At 67.8% G+C, this 18,138-nt stretch carries 30 protein-coding genes; 27 read left to right on the top strand and 3 right to left on the bottom strand.

The window, feature by feature from the left end:
• Positions 1-73: 73 nt before the first annotated feature.
• The 25 genes from F0344_RS35130 to F0344_RS12270 all read left to right on the top strand — a co-directional run bounded on the left by F0344_RS35130 (position 74) and on the right by F0344_RS12270 (position 12,316).
• Positions 74-424 carry a helix-turn-helix domain-containing protein gene (locus F0344_RS35130; protein ID WP_219732129.1) on the top strand — a complete coding sequence of 117 codons (351 nt, stop codon included), beginning with the start codon at positions 74-76 and terminating at the stop codon, positions 422-424.
• An 82-nt stretch (positions 425-506) separates the two neighbouring features.
• Positions 507-671 (top strand): hypothetical protein, encoded by a 165-nt coding sequence (locus F0344_RS12385; protein ID WP_185298843.1) that lies wholly within the window; start codon positions 507-509, stop codon positions 669-671.
• Positions 672-736: 65 nt separating this feature from the next.
• Entirely contained in the window at positions 737-1,138 is a 402-nt protein-coding gene (locus F0344_RS12380; protein ID WP_185298842.1) for a hypothetical protein, read from the top strand.
• Between the two features lie 109 nt (positions 1,139-1,247).
• A complete protein-coding gene (locus F0344_RS12375) occupies positions 1,248-1,706 on the top strand; it encodes a hypothetical protein (RefSeq protein ID WP_185298841.1) in 459 nt (152 codons plus the stop codon).
• 151 nt (positions 1,707-1,857) lie between these two features.
• Positions 1,858-2,646, top strand: a complete 789-nt coding sequence (locus F0344_RS12370) for a hypothetical protein (protein ID WP_185298840.1) — start codon at positions 1,858-1,860, stop codon at positions 2,644-2,646.
• A 102-nt stretch (positions 2,647-2,748) separates the two neighbouring features.
• Positions 2,749-3,057, top strand: a complete 309-nt coding sequence (locus tag F0344_RS12365; RefSeq protein ID WP_185298839.1) for a hypothetical protein — start codon at positions 2,749-2,751, stop codon at positions 3,055-3,057.
• A 66-nt stretch (positions 3,058-3,123) separates the two neighbouring features.
• Positions 3,124-3,504: a GNAT family N-acetyltransferase gene (locus F0344_RS12360; RefSeq protein ID WP_185298838.1), complete on the top strand. Its 381-nt coding sequence runs from the start codon at positions 3,124-3,126 to the stop codon at positions 3,502-3,504.
• 11 nt (positions 3,505-3,515) lie between these two features.
• Positions 3,516-3,704, top strand: coding sequence for a hypothetical protein (locus F0344_RS12355; RefSeq protein ID WP_185298837.1), 189 nt, complete (start codon positions 3,516-3,518; stop codon positions 3,702-3,704).
• Complete coding sequence (locus F0344_RS12350) at positions 3,701-3,853, top strand: hypothetical protein (RefSeq protein WP_185298836.1); 153 nt, start codon at positions 3,701-3,703, stop codon at positions 3,851-3,853. Before F0344_RS12355 ends, F0344_RS12350 begins: the two co-directional genes overlap by 4 nt.
• Positions 3,850-4,254, top strand: a complete 405-nt coding sequence (locus F0344_RS12345) for a hypothetical protein (protein WP_185298835.1) — start codon at positions 3,850-3,852, stop codon at positions 4,252-4,254. Before F0344_RS12350 ends, F0344_RS12345 begins: the two co-directional genes overlap by 4 nt.
• Before the next feature lie 130 nt (positions 4,255-4,384).
• The gene (locus F0344_RS12340; RefSeq protein WP_185298834.1) at positions 4,385-4,963 is read left to right on the top strand and encodes a hypothetical protein; all 579 of its coding nucleotides are present in this window, start codon (positions 4,385-4,387) and stop codon (positions 4,961-4,963) included.
• Positions 4,964-5,040: 77 nt separating this feature from the next.
• A complete protein-coding gene (locus F0344_RS12335) occupies positions 5,041-5,262 on the top strand; it encodes a DUF7417 domain-containing protein (RefSeq protein WP_185298833.1) in 222 nt (73 codons plus the stop codon).
• A complete protein-coding gene (locus F0344_RS12330) occupies positions 5,259-5,531 on the top strand; it encodes a hypothetical protein (protein ID WP_185298832.1) in 273 nt (90 codons plus the stop codon). The genes F0344_RS12335 and F0344_RS12330 overlap by 4 nt, the downstream gene beginning before the upstream one ends.
• Before the next feature lie 3 nt (positions 5,532-5,534).
• Positions 5,535-5,975 (top strand): hypothetical protein, encoded by a 441-nt coding sequence (locus F0344_RS12325; protein ID WP_185298831.1) that lies wholly within the window; start codon positions 5,535-5,537, stop codon positions 5,973-5,975.
• A 109-nt stretch (positions 5,976-6,084) separates the two neighbouring features.
• Positions 6,085-6,549: an HNH endonuclease gene (locus F0344_RS12320; protein WP_219732128.1), complete on the top strand. Its 465-nt coding sequence runs from the start codon at positions 6,085-6,087 to the stop codon at positions 6,547-6,549.
• 3 nt (positions 6,550-6,552) lie between these two features.
• On the top strand, positions 6,553-7,146 hold the full coding sequence (locus tag F0344_RS12315; protein WP_185298829.1) for a deoxynucleotide monophosphate kinase family protein: 594 nt from the start codon (positions 6,553-6,555) through the stop codon (positions 7,144-7,146).
• Positions 7,147-7,156: 10 nt separating this feature from the next.
• Entirely contained in the window at positions 7,157-7,363 is a 207-nt protein-coding gene (locus tag F0344_RS12310; RefSeq protein WP_185298828.1) for a hypothetical protein, read from the top strand.
• Between the two features lies 1 nt (position 7,364).
• Positions 7,365-7,637, top strand: coding sequence for a hypothetical protein (locus F0344_RS12305; RefSeq protein WP_185298827.1), 273 nt, complete (start codon positions 7,365-7,367; stop codon positions 7,635-7,637).
• 36 nt (positions 7,638-7,673) lie between these two features.
• Positions 7,674-7,877 (top strand): hypothetical protein, encoded by a 204-nt coding sequence (locus tag F0344_RS12300; protein WP_185298826.1) that lies wholly within the window; start codon positions 7,674-7,676, stop codon positions 7,875-7,877.
• Positions 7,874-8,329 (top strand): hypothetical protein, encoded by a 456-nt coding sequence (locus F0344_RS12295; protein ID WP_185298825.1) that lies wholly within the window; start codon positions 7,874-7,876, stop codon positions 8,327-8,329. The genes F0344_RS12300 and F0344_RS12295 overlap by 4 nt, the downstream gene beginning before the upstream one ends.
• A 14-nt stretch (positions 8,330-8,343) precedes the next feature.
• The gene (locus tag F0344_RS12290) at positions 8,344-8,583 is read left to right on the top strand and encodes a hypothetical protein (protein ID WP_185298824.1); all 240 of its coding nucleotides are present in this window, start codon (positions 8,344-8,346) and stop codon (positions 8,581-8,583) included.
• Complete coding sequence (locus F0344_RS12285; protein WP_185298823.1) at positions 8,580-8,726, top strand: hypothetical protein; 147 nt, start codon at positions 8,580-8,582, stop codon at positions 8,724-8,726. Before F0344_RS12290 ends, F0344_RS12285 begins: the two co-directional genes overlap by 4 nt.
• The gene (thyX, locus tag F0344_RS12280) at positions 8,723-9,424 is read left to right on the top strand and encodes an FAD-dependent thymidylate synthase (protein ID WP_185298822.1); all 702 of its coding nucleotides are present in this window, start codon (positions 8,723-8,725) and stop codon (positions 9,422-9,424) included. The genes F0344_RS12285 and thyX overlap by 4 nt, the downstream gene beginning before the upstream one ends.
• Positions 9,425-9,599: 175 nt before the next feature.
• Positions 9,600-11,666, top strand: coding sequence for a recombinase family protein (locus tag F0344_RS36515; protein WP_185298821.1), 2,067 nt, complete (start codon positions 9,600-9,602; stop codon positions 11,664-11,666).
• Entirely contained in the window at positions 11,591-12,316 is a 726-nt protein-coding gene (locus F0344_RS12270) for an ABC transporter permease (RefSeq protein WP_185298820.1), read from the top strand. Before F0344_RS36515 ends, F0344_RS12270 begins: the two co-directional genes overlap by 76 nt.
• 70 nt (positions 12,317-12,386) lie before the next feature.
• Here F0344_RS12270 and greA read toward each other — a convergent pair whose 3' ends face one another.
• A complete protein-coding gene (gene greA / locus F0344_RS12265; protein WP_185298819.1) occupies positions 12,387-12,884 on the bottom strand; it encodes a transcription elongation factor GreA in 498 nt (165 codons plus the stop codon).
• A 143-nt stretch (positions 12,885-13,027) separates the two neighbouring features.
• Positions 13,028-13,444 (bottom strand): DUF4307 domain-containing protein, encoded by a 417-nt coding sequence (locus F0344_RS12260; RefSeq protein WP_185298818.1) that lies wholly within the window; start codon positions 13,442-13,444, stop codon positions 13,028-13,030.
• A gap of 151 nt (positions 13,445-13,595) precedes the next feature.
• On the opposite strand from F0344_RS12260, the gene mca reads away from it, so the two are divergent.
• Entirely contained in the window at positions 13,596-14,477 is an 882-nt protein-coding gene (mca, locus tag F0344_RS12255) for a mycothiol conjugate amidase Mca (protein WP_185298817.1), read from the top strand.
• A 1-nt stretch (position 14,478) separates the two neighbouring features.
• A complete protein-coding gene (locus F0344_RS12250; RefSeq protein WP_185298816.1) occupies positions 14,479-14,712 on the top strand; it encodes a hypothetical protein in 234 nt (77 codons plus the stop codon).
• 205 nt (positions 14,713-14,917) lie between these two features.
• Here the strand turns inward: F0344_RS12250 and F0344_RS12245 are convergent, their stop codons facing one another.
• Positions 14,918-18,136 (bottom strand): tetratricopeptide repeat protein, encoded by a 3,219-nt coding sequence (locus F0344_RS12245; protein ID WP_185298815.1) that lies wholly within the window; start codon positions 18,134-18,136, stop codon positions 14,918-14,920.
• Positions 18,137-18,138: the final 2 nt, after the last annotated feature.

Genomic DNA, 18,138 nt, shown 5'->3' with positions numbered 1-18,138 from the left:
GGACCGTCATGGGTCCGGCCTGCCCGATGGGGTGCCGTTACGCATCCCTCCCTACGTTCCTGGGAGGAACACCATGCCCGTTTCCCTCGACAAGGCGACGGATTACCTGTGCCTGGCCGACATCGCCCGTGAGCTGGGCGTCTCCCGTGCCACGGTCACCAACTGGCACCAGCGTCACGCGGACTTCCCGCACATCGAGACGCTCGGCGGTATGTCCTACGTCAAGCGCGGTGAGCTGTACGCCTGGCTTGACGCAACGAACCGCTGGGAGTCCATCCGTAAGGCGCGTGAGTCGCACAGCGCCGAGGTGCGCAAGCCTCGCGTACGCCGTGACGTCGCGGAGATCCGGCGGCTCATCGAGCGTCACGAGTCTGACCTGAAGCGCTTGACCCGTGAGCTGGCAAGGGCGCTCGACTCGCAGTAAGTGTGATAGAGTGACAACGTCAGCAGCCACCACCGAAGCGAAAGAGAATCCCATGTGCCCGGCCTGCTGCACCTGCCCCCCGATGGAACCGTGGGAGCACTGCCCGCACGAGAACGATGACGTGTGCGCCTACCACCTCGCCGAGTTCCGGCGCGAGGAGTACCAGGACTACCTCGACGACATCCGTGCCGAGTGGGAGTCCGAGGTCTACGCCGCAGCAACGATGGACGACTACCTGTACGTGTAGTCGGTAGGGCGAGAGCAGCCACAACCCGAGTGCGAGTCCGGGTCGCCCGCTCAAAGTGTGATAGAGTGACTACCAAGCCGGAGGAACCCCCAGTGATCCAGCACACCAGCTCTGCCCGCTACAAGGCCGCTCTCCGCTCGGCTCGCGTCGCATCCCCTCGGATCGCCGCCGCCACATCCAAGCCTGCGGAGATGCCCGACGACGCGATGTACTACCTCTCCGAGGACCTGATGTCGGGCTTCGGAGTGACCCCGGACGGCTGGGCCATCGGCCTGTTCTCCCGAGTCAAGGGACGCGGCCCCGAGATGGTGGCGGCAGCCATCCGTGAGGGGGCCCACCTCCTCGACTGCTTCGACGGCTTCCTGCCGTCGTACTACGAACAGTTCGGGTTCATCGAGACCGAGCGTGTGCCCAACTGGACGCCCGGCGCTCCGGACGTCATCTTCATGAAGCTGGCCAGCGTGTGATAGAGTGACAACGTCACCGAGGGAGACCGGCAGACGTCAGGGGTTCGAGTCCCCAGACTCCCGCTTGGCTCTACACAGAGTGTGATAGAGTGACCAGAGAGGCAACAACATGACCGCCGTATCGCTTGAGAAGACCTTCACCGCCTCCGACGCAGTCAACGCGCTGGAGCGCCAGATAGGCGCCCTCCAGGCGCAGGTGTCCAACCTCCGGTCCGCCGTCGAGGAGCAGAGGCGGGAAGCGTTCAACGCTCGGGAGAAGTACGGGAAGCTGCGGGTCGAGGCCCGCGAACTCCTCCGCGACCTGATCGACGACTACGACCTGGACGACCACAAGGCTGCAATCTCCGAGAAGGCCGAGGAGATCGGGCTCGCCGCCCTTCGGTACGAGTACAACGGCACGGTTACCGTGAACTTCAACTTCGAGGGCCTGCGCAAGGCGGACGGCTCCGACTTCAGCGAGGACGACGTGAAGTACTGGCTGGAGGCCAGCATCCGGGCCACCGGTGGCGGCTTCGAGCTGGACTACTTCGACGCGGACAACACCGACGTCGAGCTTGAGCTTCAGTGACCGGCCAGAGTGTGTAAGTAGTGCAGTGTGATAGAGTGACGACAGGTCGCTAGGGAGGCACCGGGGGTTCGAGTCCCCGGCTCCCGCCGGGACGGCAGGCAAGGCCGCCAGTCCCCACCACCCACCCACACCACCCGACAAGGGGATACCCATGATCAGCTACGCCCTCGACGACGACACCCTGTACGAGATCGCGGTCAAGAGCCTCACCGCACCGTCCAACGCCTACTTCTGGGACGACCGCCTGTACGACACCCACGGCGCGTTTGTGAGCTGGGCCGAGCGGGGGGATGACCTGCTCGAAGAGTCGAACTACCACTCGGCCCTGGCGTTGATCCAGGGGGCGGCCGGCGATTCCGCGGAGGACCATGTCATCGACGGGACGTCGAGCCACTGGGCCTTCGGCAGCCTGCGCACCATCTTCGTCCAGATCCGCGAGACGCCCGAGCCGTGCGACTTCCAGGGGTGCGACGGGGAATCCCGCTGGTGGCGTGAGGGCATCGAGACGCACACCCAGTTCTGCGACGACCACCGCGACGACTACGAGGCCGAGGGCCTCTCGTACGAGCCGCTCATCGCCCCCTTCACCGAAGCCTTCCTGGAGGCGGCCGGGATCGTCACGGCCCTCCTGGACTACCCCTTCGTGGACGAGTCCGACTACTCCGAGCGCGAGAACAAGCGGTTCGAGGCGAACCTGGAGGAGGCCGTCGACCAGGCGCACAAGTTGAACTGGGAGGACACCGACGCCGAGCGCGAGGCGATTCTGGAGCGGGCCTATCCCGAACTCGGCGAGCTGTACGGCCAGAAGGCGAACGGCGAAGTGTCCTGGGAGAGCGTCGCCGCGATCTGGGAAGAGGCGCGGGACGCGCACTTCTCCGAGCTGGGGAACCTCCACCTGAACGCACCGATCGAAGGACAGCTCTTGCTTATCGCTGCGTGATAGTCGTGCAGCTCGGGCGGACGGCATACCCCAGGGGTTCGAGTCCCCGGCGCCCACCATCGCGGACTCTCCGCGAGCAGTGAAACCCAGGAGAGACACAGCATGAGCATCACCCTGCACGAGAACGCCCCCGCAGCCATAGCCGAGCTGTCCACCGTGTTCGGCGACGGCATGACCGCGTACGACACCGGCTCCAAGTTCACCTGCACTGAGGCCGACGTCATCGCCCGAGTCCTGTACCTGACCGGCCAGGAAGAGGCGGCCGTCACGTGGCTGCTGGGCCACGTCGAGGGCGAGGACTGGGACGACACCCACGCCCACGAGTACGACGTCGAGAAGGACGGCGACAACCGCTCGCCCCGCCCCTTCAACGAGGCCGACATCCGGGGCCACCTCGCAGCCATCGCCTAACCACCACTCGTAGGGGCGGGGCCGAAGTGAAGTCGGCCCCGTCCCGCCCAACCCGAAAGCACGACCATGCTCAAGCCCGGATACACCAACCTTGACCCCGACTGGCTGGCCCCCCTGCGGGAGCGCATAGCCACCGAGGTACCCGAGGTCACCACGTGGATTCACGTGGACTCGGTCGGCCACCTCGTCCTCTCGAAGATCGTCGTACCGCGCGACCTGCGGTCGCAGGGCCTCGGCACCCGAGTGATGGAACTGCTCATCGCGGAAGCCGACAGGCAGGCCGTGACGGCGGCCCTCACCCCGACGCGAGAGTTCGGCTCCGGTCTGCACCGTCTTCGAGGCTTCTACCGACGGTTCGGATTCAGCATGAACGGCGGCCGGATCAAGGACTACACCACCACGAACGCCATGATCCGGCGCCCTGTCGCCCCCCACACCCACGCCTGAAGGAGACCCCCATGCCCAGGTACCGAGTGACCGTCCTCGAAGAGATCAAGTACGAGGTCGAGGTCGAGGCCGACGACAAGGAGGCGGCAGAAGAAGCCGCCGAGGAACTGGTCGCCGAGGCCCCGGACGAGTACTACACCGACACCGTCGACCGCACCACGACCGACACCGTCCGACTCCGTCAGGTGGTCGCCGCATGACCCCAAAGTTCCGCCTGCATGACCGGGTCGTCCGCAACGACCGGCGCAAGAGCAGGGCCGAGACGCTGCACCGCAAGACCATCCGCACCGTGAAGTACGAGTTCGAACACCACCCCGCCGCCGCACGCACCCTTGGAGCGACCCGATGACCGCCACCCTGACCGACCGCGTGACCGAAGCCCTGACCGACGACAACGTCCAGTCCATCATCGACATCGCCTCGTACGGAGGGATCACGTACTGGGCCGACGAACCGACCCCCGCGGAATTCGCCGGCCTGCCCTTCGACAAGGAGTACACGATCGTCGATGCCGCCGAGGGGTTCGAGGCCGACCGTGAGACGCACTACCTGAGCAAGGACGACATACGCCGGGCGTACGCCCTGCTCCTGGACCTGAATCAGGAGCTGGTGAACCGCGAGTACCACGGCTACATCGTGCAGTCCTGGCTTGAGAGGGACTGGCAGGGCATCGAGGCCGGACACATCGACGCGGGCACGGCAGACGTCATCGTCCAGGTGGCCATCTTCGGAGAGGTCCGCTTCGGCTGACCTAAGTGTGTAAGTCGTGCATCGTGATAGTGTGACGACAGGCAGGGTGAGCGGCACACACCACAGGTTCGAGTCCTGGGCACCCACCCATCCGACGCAGGTAGCAACCACCAACAGAGAAGAGAGAACCGTGACCGACGACCAGCGTGAGACGTACGAGTACGAGATCGCGGACGGCAAGGTCTACATCCAGATCCGCCAGGCCGAGCGCAAGACCTACACCCAGTACAACGGCCGCTCCAGCTCGCCGGCCGAGGAGATCCAGGGGCGCGTCTGGATCAGCACCGACCCGCAGTTCGAGGGAGACACCAACCTGGGCTTCGTCAAGGTCCGAGGTCGCAAGTACGCCATCGAGCACGTGGTGAAGCGCCTCCGGGACGGAGAGGGGCGGCTCAGCCTCAGCGAGAAGCGCCTGACGATGCACTGGTCGACCGAGTCCTCGTACCGAGGTGGATACCGCAACGACCAGGGCGGCCGGGTCAAGTACGAAGCCAAGGCGTACGGCGTGCTGGGCGAGATCGAGCGAGAAGCGCTGAACCGCTTCGAGGCGGACCACCCGGACTGGCAGCTCGTAAGCGCCCGCTACCTCTTCGAGAACGAGCGGGACCGCGCCCTCAGCAAGGCCCGCAGTCTCCGCGAGGAGGCGGCCAAGGAGGAGCACCGGGCGCGTCAGTGGGAAGCACGCATCCCCGCGCCGCTCGCCGTCTGACCTGACACCCGCAGTACGGGGCGGGGCCGAAGTGAAGTCGGCCCCGTCCCGCCCCACCACCATACGTAAGGAATCTGATGAGTCGCATGGGAGAGCTGGTCATCGACATGATCAGCTACGAGTCGGGCGAGCTGGACAGCGACGACGCGATGGACCTGTTCGCCACGCTGATCAAGAGCGGCATGGCGTGGACCCTCCAGGGTGACTACGGGCGGACGGCCCGAGCCCTGATCGACCGGGGCCTGATCGACGAGGACGGCGACATCACCCCGCTGGTGCTTGAGGTGGACTGGCTGTGACCGCACCGAAGCAGCTCGCCGCACGAGTCGATGCCGAACTGGCCCGAGCCATCGAGACCCTCGCCCCCACGGGCCTGACCTACAGCGAGATCGTCAAGCGGGCAGTCGCCCAGTTCGCCGAGGTCTACCGCGTAGCGGTCGACAACAAGGTGGCCGAGCCGCACGAGGTTCCCATCCTGACCGCCTACCGGTACCAGTTGCCGCCCCGCTGGCAGCCGCCGCGTACCGGCGCCATCAACCTCCCCAGCCTGACCACCCAGAAGGACTGAACCATGAAGATCGCCGTCATCATCGCCGCCGCCGCCTCTCTCGTCGTCGCCTCCCTCGCAAGCACCCTGGCTGAATCCCCGAAGCCCACGACTTCCATCACGGCGGGGCCGGCCGAAGTTGTCCTGGCCTCCACCGCGGCCCCTCTCTCGAAGCTCCCGACCAAGGCTTGCAAGGACGACGACAGCAGCTCGGTCAACTGCTACTGGGACGCGGCGAAGCGCGGCAACGGCAAGGGCTACTCGTACTACGTGACCGCCAAGGGTCAGGTGGTCTACCTCAACCCGAAGCTGAACAACGAGGCCGCCCGTACGAAGTTCGCCCGCGCCAAGAAGGCGGCCGGCTGGGAGAACTGGGGCGAGGTCTTCGGGCACCGGCTGTGCTGGGCCAAGGTCGGCGACACCTCGTACATCCAGTGCTTCGACGGATTCCGCGAGACTTCCTGATCTCGGTGTGATAGTGCGACAAGGGTTACCGGCAGACACCAGGCGTTCGAGTCCCTGGCACCCGCTCAGCTCCGCCCCACGTGAGAGGACCGCAACAGTGAAGTGCTACGTGACCAGCAGCCAGGGCGTGCAGTGCAAGAACGAGGCCCGGACCAAGGTCGGGCTGTGCATGGCGCACAAGACCCGCATCGCCCGATGGGGCCACGTCGGTAAGGACATCCCGATCCGGGAGTACATCCGGGTGGCCGAGGTCGCGGCCCCGAGGTTCCTGGAGGGCTCGACCGACGAAGAGAAGTTCTGGTCCGGGGTCAGCCGGACCAACGATCACTGGCTCTGGACCGGCGGCATCTGCAAGAGCAGTGGCCTGGGCCAGCTCAGCTACGACGGCTACAACCAGACCGCCGGCCGGGTCGCCTGGCTCATAGCGTTCGGCGAGCTGCCGAAGGGCACGCGAGTTTCCCCAACCTGTGGAGAGAAGCTCTGCGTCCGGATCTCCCACCTTCAGGTGACGCTCGGCGGTGAGCCGTACGTGGACCTGTCCCCGATCGAGCTTGAAGAACTGGCAGGTGTGTGACCGATGACTGACGCGCTACTGGTAGGACTCGCGGGCTTCGCCCGGTCCGGCAAGGACTCGGCGGCCCAGGCCCTCGTCGAGGGAGGCTGGAGGCGGGACGCCTTCGCCGACCGGCTGAAGGACTTCCTGATCCGCCAGAACCCCCTCGTCCCGGCCCACCCCGACACCCCGCCCTACCGCCTCGTGAACCTGATCGCCGCGTACGGGTGGGAGGGAGCGAAGGAGAAGTTCCCCGAGGTGCGGCGCCTGCTGCACACCACCGGGTCCGACGCCGGCCGCGTGACGCTGGGCGAAGATGTCTGGGTGAACGCCCTCTTCAACGACCACGAGCCCGAGCGTGAGGCCCTGGTCGTGAGTGACGTCCGCTTCCCCAACGAGGCGCGAGCCATCCAAAGCCGCGGTGGCGTGGTCATCTGGATCGACCGCCCCGGAGTCGGGCCCGCGAAGGATCAGCACGGCCTTCCGTACGTCTCGGAGATCGGTCTCCGGAACTGGAAGTTCGACGCCACCCTGATGAACGACGGCACGCTGGAAGACCTGCGTGACCGGCTGCTGGGCGTCACCACGCTGGCAGATCGCTACAACGCTGCGGCCTGAGTGTGATAGAGTGACTCACGTCGAGCGGATCGCTGACCTCGACGCTCTCCCCGCCGGATCGGCCATCGAGATCCTCGACAAGCGGGGGAGCGTCCGCCGCAAGGATGCGGCAGGCAACTGGACCGACGCCGCCAAGCCGGCCGGTACCACCTGGAACACCTGGACCTACGTCAACACGCGCCGCTACGGAGCGCGCGTCATCGAGAGGAACCCCTGAAGTGAGCGCCATCGAGAACCTGTACCAGGCCATCCGCCAGCAGATCAGCCACAACGAGCACGGGCTGGCCGAGCAGATCAAGGCCCTCGTCGACACCTACCAGGCCCGTGAGGCTGAGCGTGAGCGCGTGATCGCTACCTTCCAGGACGAGGAGGGCGACGTCCTTGACTCGGACCTCCCCGCGTACGACGAGACGGTGGACGACTACGGGCACGCCGGCCGCGAAGACCTGGTGGAGCTGCTCGGCAAGCTGACCGCGCTCCTGCCGGCCTGAGTGTGATAGACGTACTTACTGAGAGGGGAACGGCAAGTGAGCGTCGAGTATGGCGTCTTCGAGGATGGCGAGTGCTTCTATGACCGGCTGCACGGCGAGGCCGGCCGGCGGATCGGGGAGGGGATCGCGCAGGAGATGCGCGAGGACCCCGAAGGTGAGGGCCACACCTACGAGGTGACGGTGATCTGCCCGAGCCACCCGAACAAGCCGCGCCACTCCTGCCCCGAGTGCACTGCATGAGGATCACCCCTCGGAAGCACGAGTACCAGGCGGTCGTCGACATCCTGGTGGACCCGACCTTCGAGTCTCCCGACCAGATGGCCAAGGCCCTGCTGAAGGAGATGGGGGCGATCCTCCAGATGCGAGACCTCTGGGTCCTCACGCACCGATGGGCGGACGGATCGAAGGGCCTGAATTACGGGCCCTTCGGTTCCACCGCTGAAGCGGAAGCCTTCGCCAAGAAGATGAGCTTCGGCGGTACGGGGCGAGTCATCCCCCTGACGTCCTCGGGCATCGCCCTCGCCAACCACGACGGAAAGGCCGGCTGGCCCGGCTACTGCTACAACCCGCAGTGCGGCCACCCCCCGTTCATGCACTCATCGGTAGGTGCCAGTCGTGGCCAGTGCCACCTCGACGGATGCGCCTGCGACAAGTTCGTGAAGGACGCACCGAAGACCAAGAGCAAGAAGTAAGGAGCACGACCGAGATGAGCTTCAAGACTGTCGACTGGACGCCCTGCAACTGCGGCCAGAAGCGCGGGTTCGACTCCCGAGGCGAAGCCGAGAAGGCCATGGGCCGGGCGCAGGCGAAGCGGACCCGCCGGGCTGACGTCAGGGGCACGCGCCGCGGCCTGAAGGTCGAGGGCCGCGTCTACGAGTGCGACTTCAGCGCGTGGCACATGACGAGCATGTCCCGCCGCGCCTACGAAGAGGTGCTCGCGGCATGAGTGTGATAGTCGGACGGAGCTCCTGTTGGGTCTCCACGGTCCTTGCCCTTGCCCTGCTGTTCGTTCTGCTTCTCGCCTCGCCCGCTCAGGCGCCGGCCCTCAAGACTCCCGCCGCACACCACACGAAGGACGTCGCACCGTGATCACCACCCGCTCAGATGTCACCGTCAAGGCCGTACGCACCAGCGCCATGGACTACGACGTCACCCAGGCCGCGAGAGTGAGCACGCTCGGAGCGGAGGCCGTAGACGCGCAAGGCTCGACCAAGGGCCTGATCAACTTCCTGATGCGGGACCGGCACGGGAGCCCGTTCGAGCACAACTCGTTCAGCTTCTACATCGAGTCGCCGATCTTCGTAGCGAGGGAGTTCTTCCGTCACCGGGCGGGCTGGAGCTACAACGAAGAGTCCGGGCGCTACAAAGAGCTGAACCCCGTGTTCTACCTGCCGCCGCCTGAACGGAAGCTGGTCCAGACGGGCAAGCCCGGCGCCTACACCTTCGAGGCCGGCACTGACCTTCAGTGGATGGTCGCCTCGGGTGTGGCGAAGGAGTCTTACCGTCACGCCTGGTCCTCGTACCAGGTCCAGCTTCGCGCCGGCATCGCCCGCGAGGTAGCGCGCAACGTCCTGCCGGTCGGCATCTACACCTCGTTCTTCGCCACCTGTAACGCCCGCTCGCTGATGCACTTCCTCAGCCTGCGGACGAGCAAGGAGAACTCGAAGGTCCCGAGCTTCCCGCTCCGGGAGATCGAGATGGTGGCCGAGCAGATGGAGGCCCACTTCGCCGAGCAGATGCCCGTGACTCACGCCGCTTTCGAAAAGCATGGGCGGGTGGCTCCGTGAGTACTTCATCCAGGTGGCGGAAGGTCGAGTGGTCAGAGGCTGAGCGAGCACGACTTGCACGCTTGCTGATTAGCTCGTTGCCCAAGCAAGACTGAACGACTTACACTCATACTTACACACAGCGCAAGACCCCCGAGCTGGTGCTCGGGGGTTTCGTGTATTTAAGGAGCATGTGATGGTGCGGCGGACCCTGCCTCGACAGAAGACCTTTCAGAACGTCGTTCGGGTAGCTATCTACCTGCGCGTTTCCACGGCTCAGCAGCTCGAAGGCTACGGCCTGAAGGCGCAGGAGGAGCAGTGTCGCAACTGGCTCTCCGCCTACCTCCGTCACATCCCGCACGTGATAGTCGACCTATACGTGGACGGTGGTGTGTCCGGCAAGCTGGCTAACCGCGAAGATGTCGACCGCATGACTGACGACATCATGGCCGGTGAGATCGACCTGGTGATCTTCGGCAAGCTGGACCGCATCGGCCGCACGATGAAGAACATCCACCGCTGGGTCTACGACGTCAGCGACAAGGGCGTCCGGATCGTCACCGCGGATGGCCGCCTCGACTCCAACGACGACATGTTCGGCATCCAGCTCTCCCTTCTTGCCTACATGGCCGAGGTCGAGCACGCCTTGATCCTTGAGCGGACCATGGGCGGCCGGATGGCGAAGCTCGCGGCCGGTGGCTGGCCGCTGGGCGAGCCCCCCTTCGGCGTGAAGCTCGACGAGGACGGCGAGCCCGTCCTGAACCCGGCCGAGGTCAAGCAGGTCGAAGCCTTCGCCGACTACGTCCTTGACTCGCCTGAGCCCGTGACCCGCGAGGATGCGGCCCGCCACCTGAACTCGAAGGGCTTCCTCACCCGACAGGGCAAGCCTTGGGAGGGCGGCAACCTCTCGGGCCGGATTAAGGCCAGCCTGAAGGGCTACGTCGAGTTCAACTTCGCCGGCCAGAACGAGGACGGCGAGGAGATCACCACCACCTTCCGCATCGACGTCCCCAAGGCTCTGGATGACGAGCGCGCGGAAGCCGTGCTCGCCTACCTGAAGCGCTCCTCCCGTACGCGGAGCGCGGCGGCCTCGAAGTACCTGCTCTCCAACCGCCTGATCTCCGTGTGTGGCGCCCACCGGACCGGCGCGTCTGTCACGGAAGGCCGTGCCATCAACACGGCAGGCCGCTACTACCGGTGCATGGCCGGAAGGCAGGGCAACCAGCTCACCGACCGACACGAGGACTGCTGGGAACTGCCGGTCGAAGAGGTCGACGCCGCTGTCTGGTCCGAGATCGAGGGCCTGCTGAACAACAAGGCCAAGCTGTATGAGCTGGTAGAGGGCTGGCTGGGCACCGTCCCCGACCGTGCCGCGTCCTACCGCCGCCGCCTGTCCGAGCTGGACGTGCAGATCGAGAAGAAGCGCAAGGTGCGTAAGAAGAAGATCGCCCTGCTCCTCGCTTCGGTGGATGAGGACGACTTCGACCAGGACGACGCGAAGCTGGTCGAGGAGCTGAAGGCGGAGCTGACGGCCCAGGAAGACGAGCTGGCAGAGGAGAAGGAGCGCGTCGCCGAGTGGTTGGAGGAGGCGGAGGCTCAGGAGGACCGCGCTAGGGATCTCCTCAAGGCCGTGGAGAACATCGACACCGCCCGCGACTTCACCATGACGCAGAAGCTCGACCTGATGGACCTGCTCGACATCCAGGTGCACATCACCGACAAGGGAGTGCCCCGGCACAAGGGCCTGGTCGACCCGATCACCGAGTGGCACCGCGAGACCGGCACCCCGGTCCCCACCGACCTGACGGACGAGATGTGGGACAAGGTCAAGAACATCCTGTCGGGGACTCGGCAGTGGAAGGACGTACGCGGCGCCTTCGACGTGATGCTGGAGAAGCTGCGCACCGCGAAGCCGTGGAACGAGTACAGCGGGTCCGAAAGGATCGATGGACGGGGCTACACGACGCTGTACCGGCGCGTGCACCACTGGCAGAGCACGGGGGAGTACCAAGCCGCCCTGGAGGCGCTGAAGGGCTTCCCGGCTGTGCCTGTGCCGCCCTCCTACCGGCTGCCTCACATGCTGGTGACCGGGGCGGTCGACCCGGAGTTCACCGCCTCTGACCTGGGAGAACACGGCGATGGCGCGAGCTGCAAGAGTGACGACATGGCTGGATCAGCTTCCCGGAGATGGTTCTCTTCGGGCTCATCCAGCCGGTCATGTTCGTGGTGCTGTTCAGCTACGTCTTCGGCGGATCGATGGTGATCGGCGGCTCGACCAGCGCCGCCGAGTACCGGGAATTCCTGATGGCGGGCATCTTCGCCCAGACCGTCACCTTCGCCACGGCGGGCGCGGGCGCCGGCATCGCGGACGACATGCACAAGGGGCTCATCGACCGGTTCCGCTCCCTGCCGATGGCACGGGGCGCGGTGCTCACCGGCCGTACTCTGGCCGACCTCGTACAGACCACGCTCACCGTCATCGTGCTCACGATCGTGGCCCTGCTCGTCGGCTGGCGCATCCATGAGGGCATCCCCAAGGCTCTGGGGGCCTTCGCCCTCCTGCTCCTGCTCGGCTACGCCTTTTCGTGGATCGGCGCCCTGATCGGGCTGTCCGTCCGGACCCCGGAAGCGGCCACCTCGGGCGGTCTCATCTGGCTGTTCCCGGTCACCTTCATTTCGAACGCCTTCGTGCCCACCGAGAACATGGCGGGCTGGCTCCAGCCGATCGCGGAGTGGAACCCGTTCAGCGCGACCGTGCAGGCGTGCCGTGAACTGTTCGGCAACCCTGGCGTGTCGCCGTCCGACGCCTGGCCGATGCAGCACCCGGTCCTGGCGTCCCTGCTCTGGTCCGTCGTGATCATCCTGGTGTTCCGGACCCTCGCCGTCCGCAAGTACCGCTCGGCGACCGTCTGACCCCGGACATACCGGTGGGCCCCGGCCGTGCACGCACGGCCGGGGCCCACTTCTTTCGGATGAGGGCAGCTCAGCCCTTGTAGGGCTTCGCCGCGAGAATCTTCACCCTGGCGATCTTGCCGTTCGGCAGCTCGTACTCCGCGTCCTCGCCCATCCGCTTGCCGTTGACGCCCGTGCCGAGCGGGGACTGCGGAGAGTACGTCTCGAGGTCCGAGCTCGCGTACTCGCGGGAGGCGAGCAGGAACTCCAGGGTGTCGTCCGGGTCACCGTCGAAGGCGATCGTCACGATCATGCCGGGCTCGACGACGCCGTCGTCGGCAGGGGCCTCGCCGACCTTGGCGTGCTCCAGGAGCTGCGTCAGCTGGCGCACCCGGAGCTCCATCTTGCCCTGCTCCTCCTTGGCCGCGTGGTACCCGCCGTTCTCCCGGAGGTCACCTTCCTCACGGGCCGCCGCGATCTTTACGGTGATCTCCGTGCGCGCGGGACCCGACAGGTGGTCCAGCTCGGCCTTGAGCTGGTTGTACGCCTCCGGCGTGAGCCAGGTGACGTTGTCGCTGGTCTGGGTCACAGGGTGCTCCTCGTCGGTACTGGGAATACAAAGCATCGCCCTACCCAGAAGCATGTGCGTCCACGGGTGGGCGAAACCACGAGCCTAACAATTCCCCAGGAAAAGGGGGAGAAGGTAAATCGCATACGAGCCGGACCGGCCGGTCAGCGCGACGCCCCGCCGTCCGCGGTGCAGGCCATCAGCTCGACCGCGGTGGCCCTCGCCGTCGTACGCAGGGAGACGACCTCGTCGATCCGGTCCGTGCGCTCGTCGAAGCGGAAATCCTTACGAGCGACCTCGTTGCCGTCCTCGCTCAGCGCGCGCAGCGTGCAGTAACCGCCGCCGTCCCGGTCCTTACGGACTTCGAGATGGGCCTCGGCCCGGTCGTCCGAGACGACCTTGGACTTGATGAGCTCGGCGCTGATCCCCTGGCCGCCGACGTAGTCGACTCCGATCCAGACGATCACACCCACCAGCGCGGCGCCCAGGACGGCACCGGTGATCTTGAGCTTGCGGTCGGCGCGCTGGTCCTCGGACCGGCCGTAGCGCCCGTCGGGTCCCGCCTCGCGTACCGCAGTCATGATCGTTCCTCCCGTGCCGGGGATCGAGGAATTTTCCGCCCCCCGGTTCGGTCACTATAGAAGCCGCCCACCCGCCACCCGACCGCCACCCCGGCATCGACGTCCCTGTGGGACGGCACCCTGTTGGCGACCAATTACTGAGGATCGAGTCTTGACTGAGCAGCTGCGCCTGATGGCCGTGCACGCCCACCCCGACGACGAGTCGAGCAAGGGCGCCGCCACCATGGCCAAGTACGTGTCCGAGGGGGTGGACGTGCTGGTCGTGACCTGCACCGGGGGCGAACGGGGCTCCATCCTGAATCCGAAGCTCCAGGGGGACGCGTACATCGAGGAGAACATCCACGAGGTACGCAAGAAGGAAATGGACGAGGCCCGGGAGATCCTGGGTGTCGAGCAGGAGTGGCTCGGCTTCGTCGACTCGGGTCTGCCGGAGGGCGACCCACTGCCGCCGCTGCCCGAGGGCTGCTTCGCACTGGAGGACGACGAGACGGCGGCGGGGCGTCTCGTCGCGAAGATCCGTGCGTTCCGGCCGCAGGTCGTCACCACGTACGACGAGAACGGGGGGTACCCGCACCCCGACCACATCAAGACCCACACGATCACGATGATCGCGTTCGACGGGGCCTCGGACACCGAGCGGTTCCCCGAGCCGGCGTTCGGCCCGGCGTGGACGCCGCAGAAGCTCTACTACAACCAGGGCTTCAACCGGCCGCGCACGGTCGCCCTCCACGAGGCGCTGCTGGCCCGGGGGCTGGAGTCCCCGTACGGCGAGTGGCTGGAGCGCTGGAAGGAGTTCGTACGCGAGGAGCGGACGCTGACCACGTTCGTCCCGTGTGACGAGTTCTTCGAGATCCGTGACAAGGCACTGATCGCGCACGCGACGCAGATCGACCCGGAGGGCGGCTGGTTCCGCGTTCCGATGGACGTCCAGCGCGAGGTCTGGCCGACCGAGGAGTACGAGCTGGCGAAGTCTCTGGTCGATACCTCCCTCCCCGAGAGCGACCTCTTCGCGGGCATCCGCGACAATGCCTGATATGTACGCGACCCAGGCACTGACCCACCTCGTCCCTCTCGCCAAGGAGGTCGACGACAACAAGGTGACTCCCGGAGTCCTCGGCTTCCTCGTCTTCGCGGCCCTCGCCGTGGCTGTCTGGCTGCTGATGAAGTCGATGAACCGCCACATGGGCAAGGTCGACTTCGAGGAGGAGCCGGAGCCGGACACGGAACCGGCGGTCTCGGGCTCCACCCGGACCGGCACCGGCAAGTAGGCGCACCCGCCCGGCCCGTGGTGGGCCGGGCGGGCCCCCACGTATCGCGGCCATCCGCACCCCCGGTGGCACGGGCACGGACAGATGCCAGGGGTGCCGCACTCGTACCCGGGGGCCCCTTGGTCACCCCCCAGGGGCAGCCACGGGGCAGCCATGGGCCGCCGCACCCCGGGCCGGCCCGTCCGGCGTTCGAGGACACCCCCGATCACACGGCCCCGCCCAGCGGAACGCCCATGACCTCCCGCGCGTGCCGGGCCGGTGTCAGGCCCAGGCGCCACGCCTGCCAGCCGTCCTCGAGGTCCACCCCCCGGTTCAGGATCACGGCGAACGACTCCGCGCAGTCCTCCACCTTCGGGTCCCGCCGGGGGTGCCCCGAGGCCAGCAGCTCCGCCAGTTCCTGCTGCGCCACCGCGGTCCCCACCTCACTGCCGCCCGGCGACGCGTACGGCAGCAGCGTGCACCGCAGGAAGCGGGCCCAGTCGGCGCCGCGGTCGTCCCCGTACGAGGTGAACAGCCCGACCGCCTCGTCGCACAGCGCCAGCGCCTGCCCCGCCCTGCTGTTGCCCGCGTCGATCAGTGCCAGCTCCAGACAGGTCCACCCCTCCCCGTGGGCGACACCGATACGCCGGAAGTCCGCCCTCGCGTCCACCAGGAGCTGCCGGGCGAAGCCCGAGTTGCGGAGGTTGCCGGTGCGCGCCGCCCGCTGGTCGCGGGTCACCCGCCCCGAGTGGTGACGGGCGCACGCCAGCCCGTAGACGTCGCGCATCCGGGAGAACATCGTGCGCGCCAGTTCCAGCTCACGTACCGCCTCGTCGGTGTCGCCGGTCTCCTCCAGTGCCTGGCCCAGGTAGTACCGCGTCCACGCCTCGCCCCGCGCGTCCTCGTTGTCCCGGTGCCGCGACAGGGCCAGGCGCAACTGCTCCACCGCGGGCGCGGGGTCGCCGTCCAGGAGCCGGGCGCGGGCCAGCTGGGTCAGGGCCCAGGCCGTACCGCGTTCGTCCCGGGTGCGCCCGTAGAGGTCGAGCGCGGTCCGCAGCTCGTCCTCCGCCCGCGCCACCTCGCCCATGCGCAGGCAGACCTGGCCGAGCTGGAAGTGCGACCATGCCTCGCCGTGCAGGGACTCGCCCGCCCGGTGCAGCCGCAGCGCCATGTCGAGCAGGGTGAGGGCCTCCGCCAGATTGGCCCGGTCCCGCTCGACCGCCGCCAGGGCGTGCAGGGACCACGCCCGGTCCTCGGCCTGCTCCTCGGACGCCTGCATGGCGAGCGCCTCACGCAGCCGCGCCGACGCCTCCGTGAGATTGCCCTGGTGGTGCAGGGTGATGCCCAGCGAGCAGAGGGCCAGTGCCGCGCCCGCGTCGTTCTGGGCCTCGCGGTACAGGCCGACGACGGAGGACAGCGTGGTGCGGGCCTTGTCGAGCTCGCCGAGCTGCCTGGCCGCGATGCCCGTACGCCACTGGACGGACCGTTCCAGGAGCCCCTTGTCCACGGCCTGGGTCAGCTCGCTGATCTCGCCGAGCCGGTAGAGATCGCCGCGCAGCAGGCAGTAGTCGCACAGCGCGCCGAGGAGGTGGAGCACCGCGCCCTGGTCGACGTCCTCCGCGTGCCGCAGCGCCGAGGTGATGAAGCTCGATTCGTCGTCCAGCCAGCGCAGGGCGGCGTCCAGCGAGCTGAATCCGTGGGCGCCGAACTGCCCGGCACGAGTGGACATCTTGCCGTCGACCATGCGGATCACCGCGTCCGCGAGCTCCGCGTAACTCTGGATCAGCCGCTCCTGGGCGGTCGTGCGCTCGGCCGGTTCCTCCTCGTCGAGCAGGCGTGCCAGGGCGAAGCCCCGTACGAGATCGTGCAGCCGGTAGCGCGAGCCGCGTACGTGGGAGAGGAGACCGGACCGGGCGAGTGCGGACAGCAGCCGCTCGGCCTGCTGCTCGTCGGTGGCCAGCAGCGCGGCGGCCGCCGCCGCGCCCAGGCTCGCCCGGCCCGCGAGAGCGAGCCGCCGCAGCAGCCGTCTCGCCTGCTCGGACTGGTCGGTGTAACGCAGCCACATGGCCCGCTCGGCCGGTGCGACGGGCCCGTAGGCGCCGAGGTCGGCGGCGAGGGCGCCGCGCGTACGGGTGCCGAGCGACGAGCCCGCCATGCGCAGGGCCAGCGGCAGCCCGCCGCACAACTCGACGACGCGGTTCGTGGACGGGTGGTCGTACGGCCGGCCCTCCTCCTCGTCGGCCACCTCGCGCAGCAGTTCCTCGGCGCCCGCCGCGTCCAGACCGCCGACGGGTAGCTGGTGCACCCAGGCGGGGACGGAGCCGGGCAGGTCGAGCGGTTCGCGGGCGGTGACGAGCACCAGGCTGTCGGAACGCTCCGGCAGGAGGGTCCGTACCTGGGCGGCGTCGGTGGCGTCGTCGAGCACGATCGTGACGGGTGTGCCGGTGAGGTGCTGGTGGTAGAGCTCGCTGAGCCGCCGCACCTGCTGTTCGGCAGAGGCCCGTTCGCGGAAGAGCAGCTGTTCACGGGGGGCACCCAGCCGGTTCAGCAGGTGCAGCAGGGCGTCGCGGGTCGGCAGGGGCGTCTCGCCGGCCACGTCGCCGCGCAGGTCGACCACGCACGCGCCCCGGAACTGGTCCTTGAGGGCGTGCGCCGCCCGTACGGCCAGTGCGGTGCGCCCCGTGCCGGGCGCTCCGTGGAGCACGACGACCGTCGGTCTGGTCTCCGTGGCCGCGCGGGCCGTGCGGACCCACTGGGCGATCTGTGCCAGCTCGGTACGGCGGCCCGCGAACGGGCCTTCGCCGTCTGGGAGTTGCGCGAAGGAATGTTGCAGGAGCGACCGGGTACGGGCTGCCGCGCTGCGGTCCGTACCGCGCAGCTGCGACACGACGGAGGCGGAGGCCTTCTTCGGGGGGCGGGCGGAGGCGCTGAGCATCCGCTGCTGGTCGAGGAACGGACGGATGCCGCGTACCTCCAGCGCCGCCAGCCACTGGAGCCGCAGCTGTTCGGGCCCGCCCGGCTGGTTCAGGGCGCCTGCCCTGCGGTGGGCGGCGGGCCAGTGCGAGGCGGTCACCTTGGCGACGGTGGCCGCGGCACCCGCCACGGCGACGACCGCGCCCGCGCCGACGGCCAGGCCGGTGGCGGTGCCGAGCGCGAGGTCGGCTCCGACGGCGGCGGCCGCCGCGACGCCCGTGACCAGCAGGGGCGTTCCCAGCGTCGCCCGGCTGAACCGCTGGGACAGCGGCTGCTGCCCGGCGGCCGCCGCGTCGAGCGCCTGCACGTACGCGGCGTACTCCTCGCCCGCGCCGGCCGCCATGGTGTCGAGCGCGCCCCGCGCACGCGCCACCAGCGCACCGGAGTCGCTCCGGCCGCCGGTCCGGCGTGCCTCTTCCTCCACAGCGCGCACCAACAGCCTTTCGGCTTCGGCCCGATGACTGTCCCGCATGC

The sequence above is a fragment of the Streptomyces finlayi genome (assembly GCF_014216315.1).
GTDB lineage: Bacteria > Actinomycetota > Actinomycetes > Streptomycetales > Streptomycetaceae > Streptomyces > Streptomyces finlayi_A.
The sequence above is the reverse complement of the archived record's forward strand: the minus strand, read 5'-3'. Positions and strand labels throughout refer to the sequence as shown.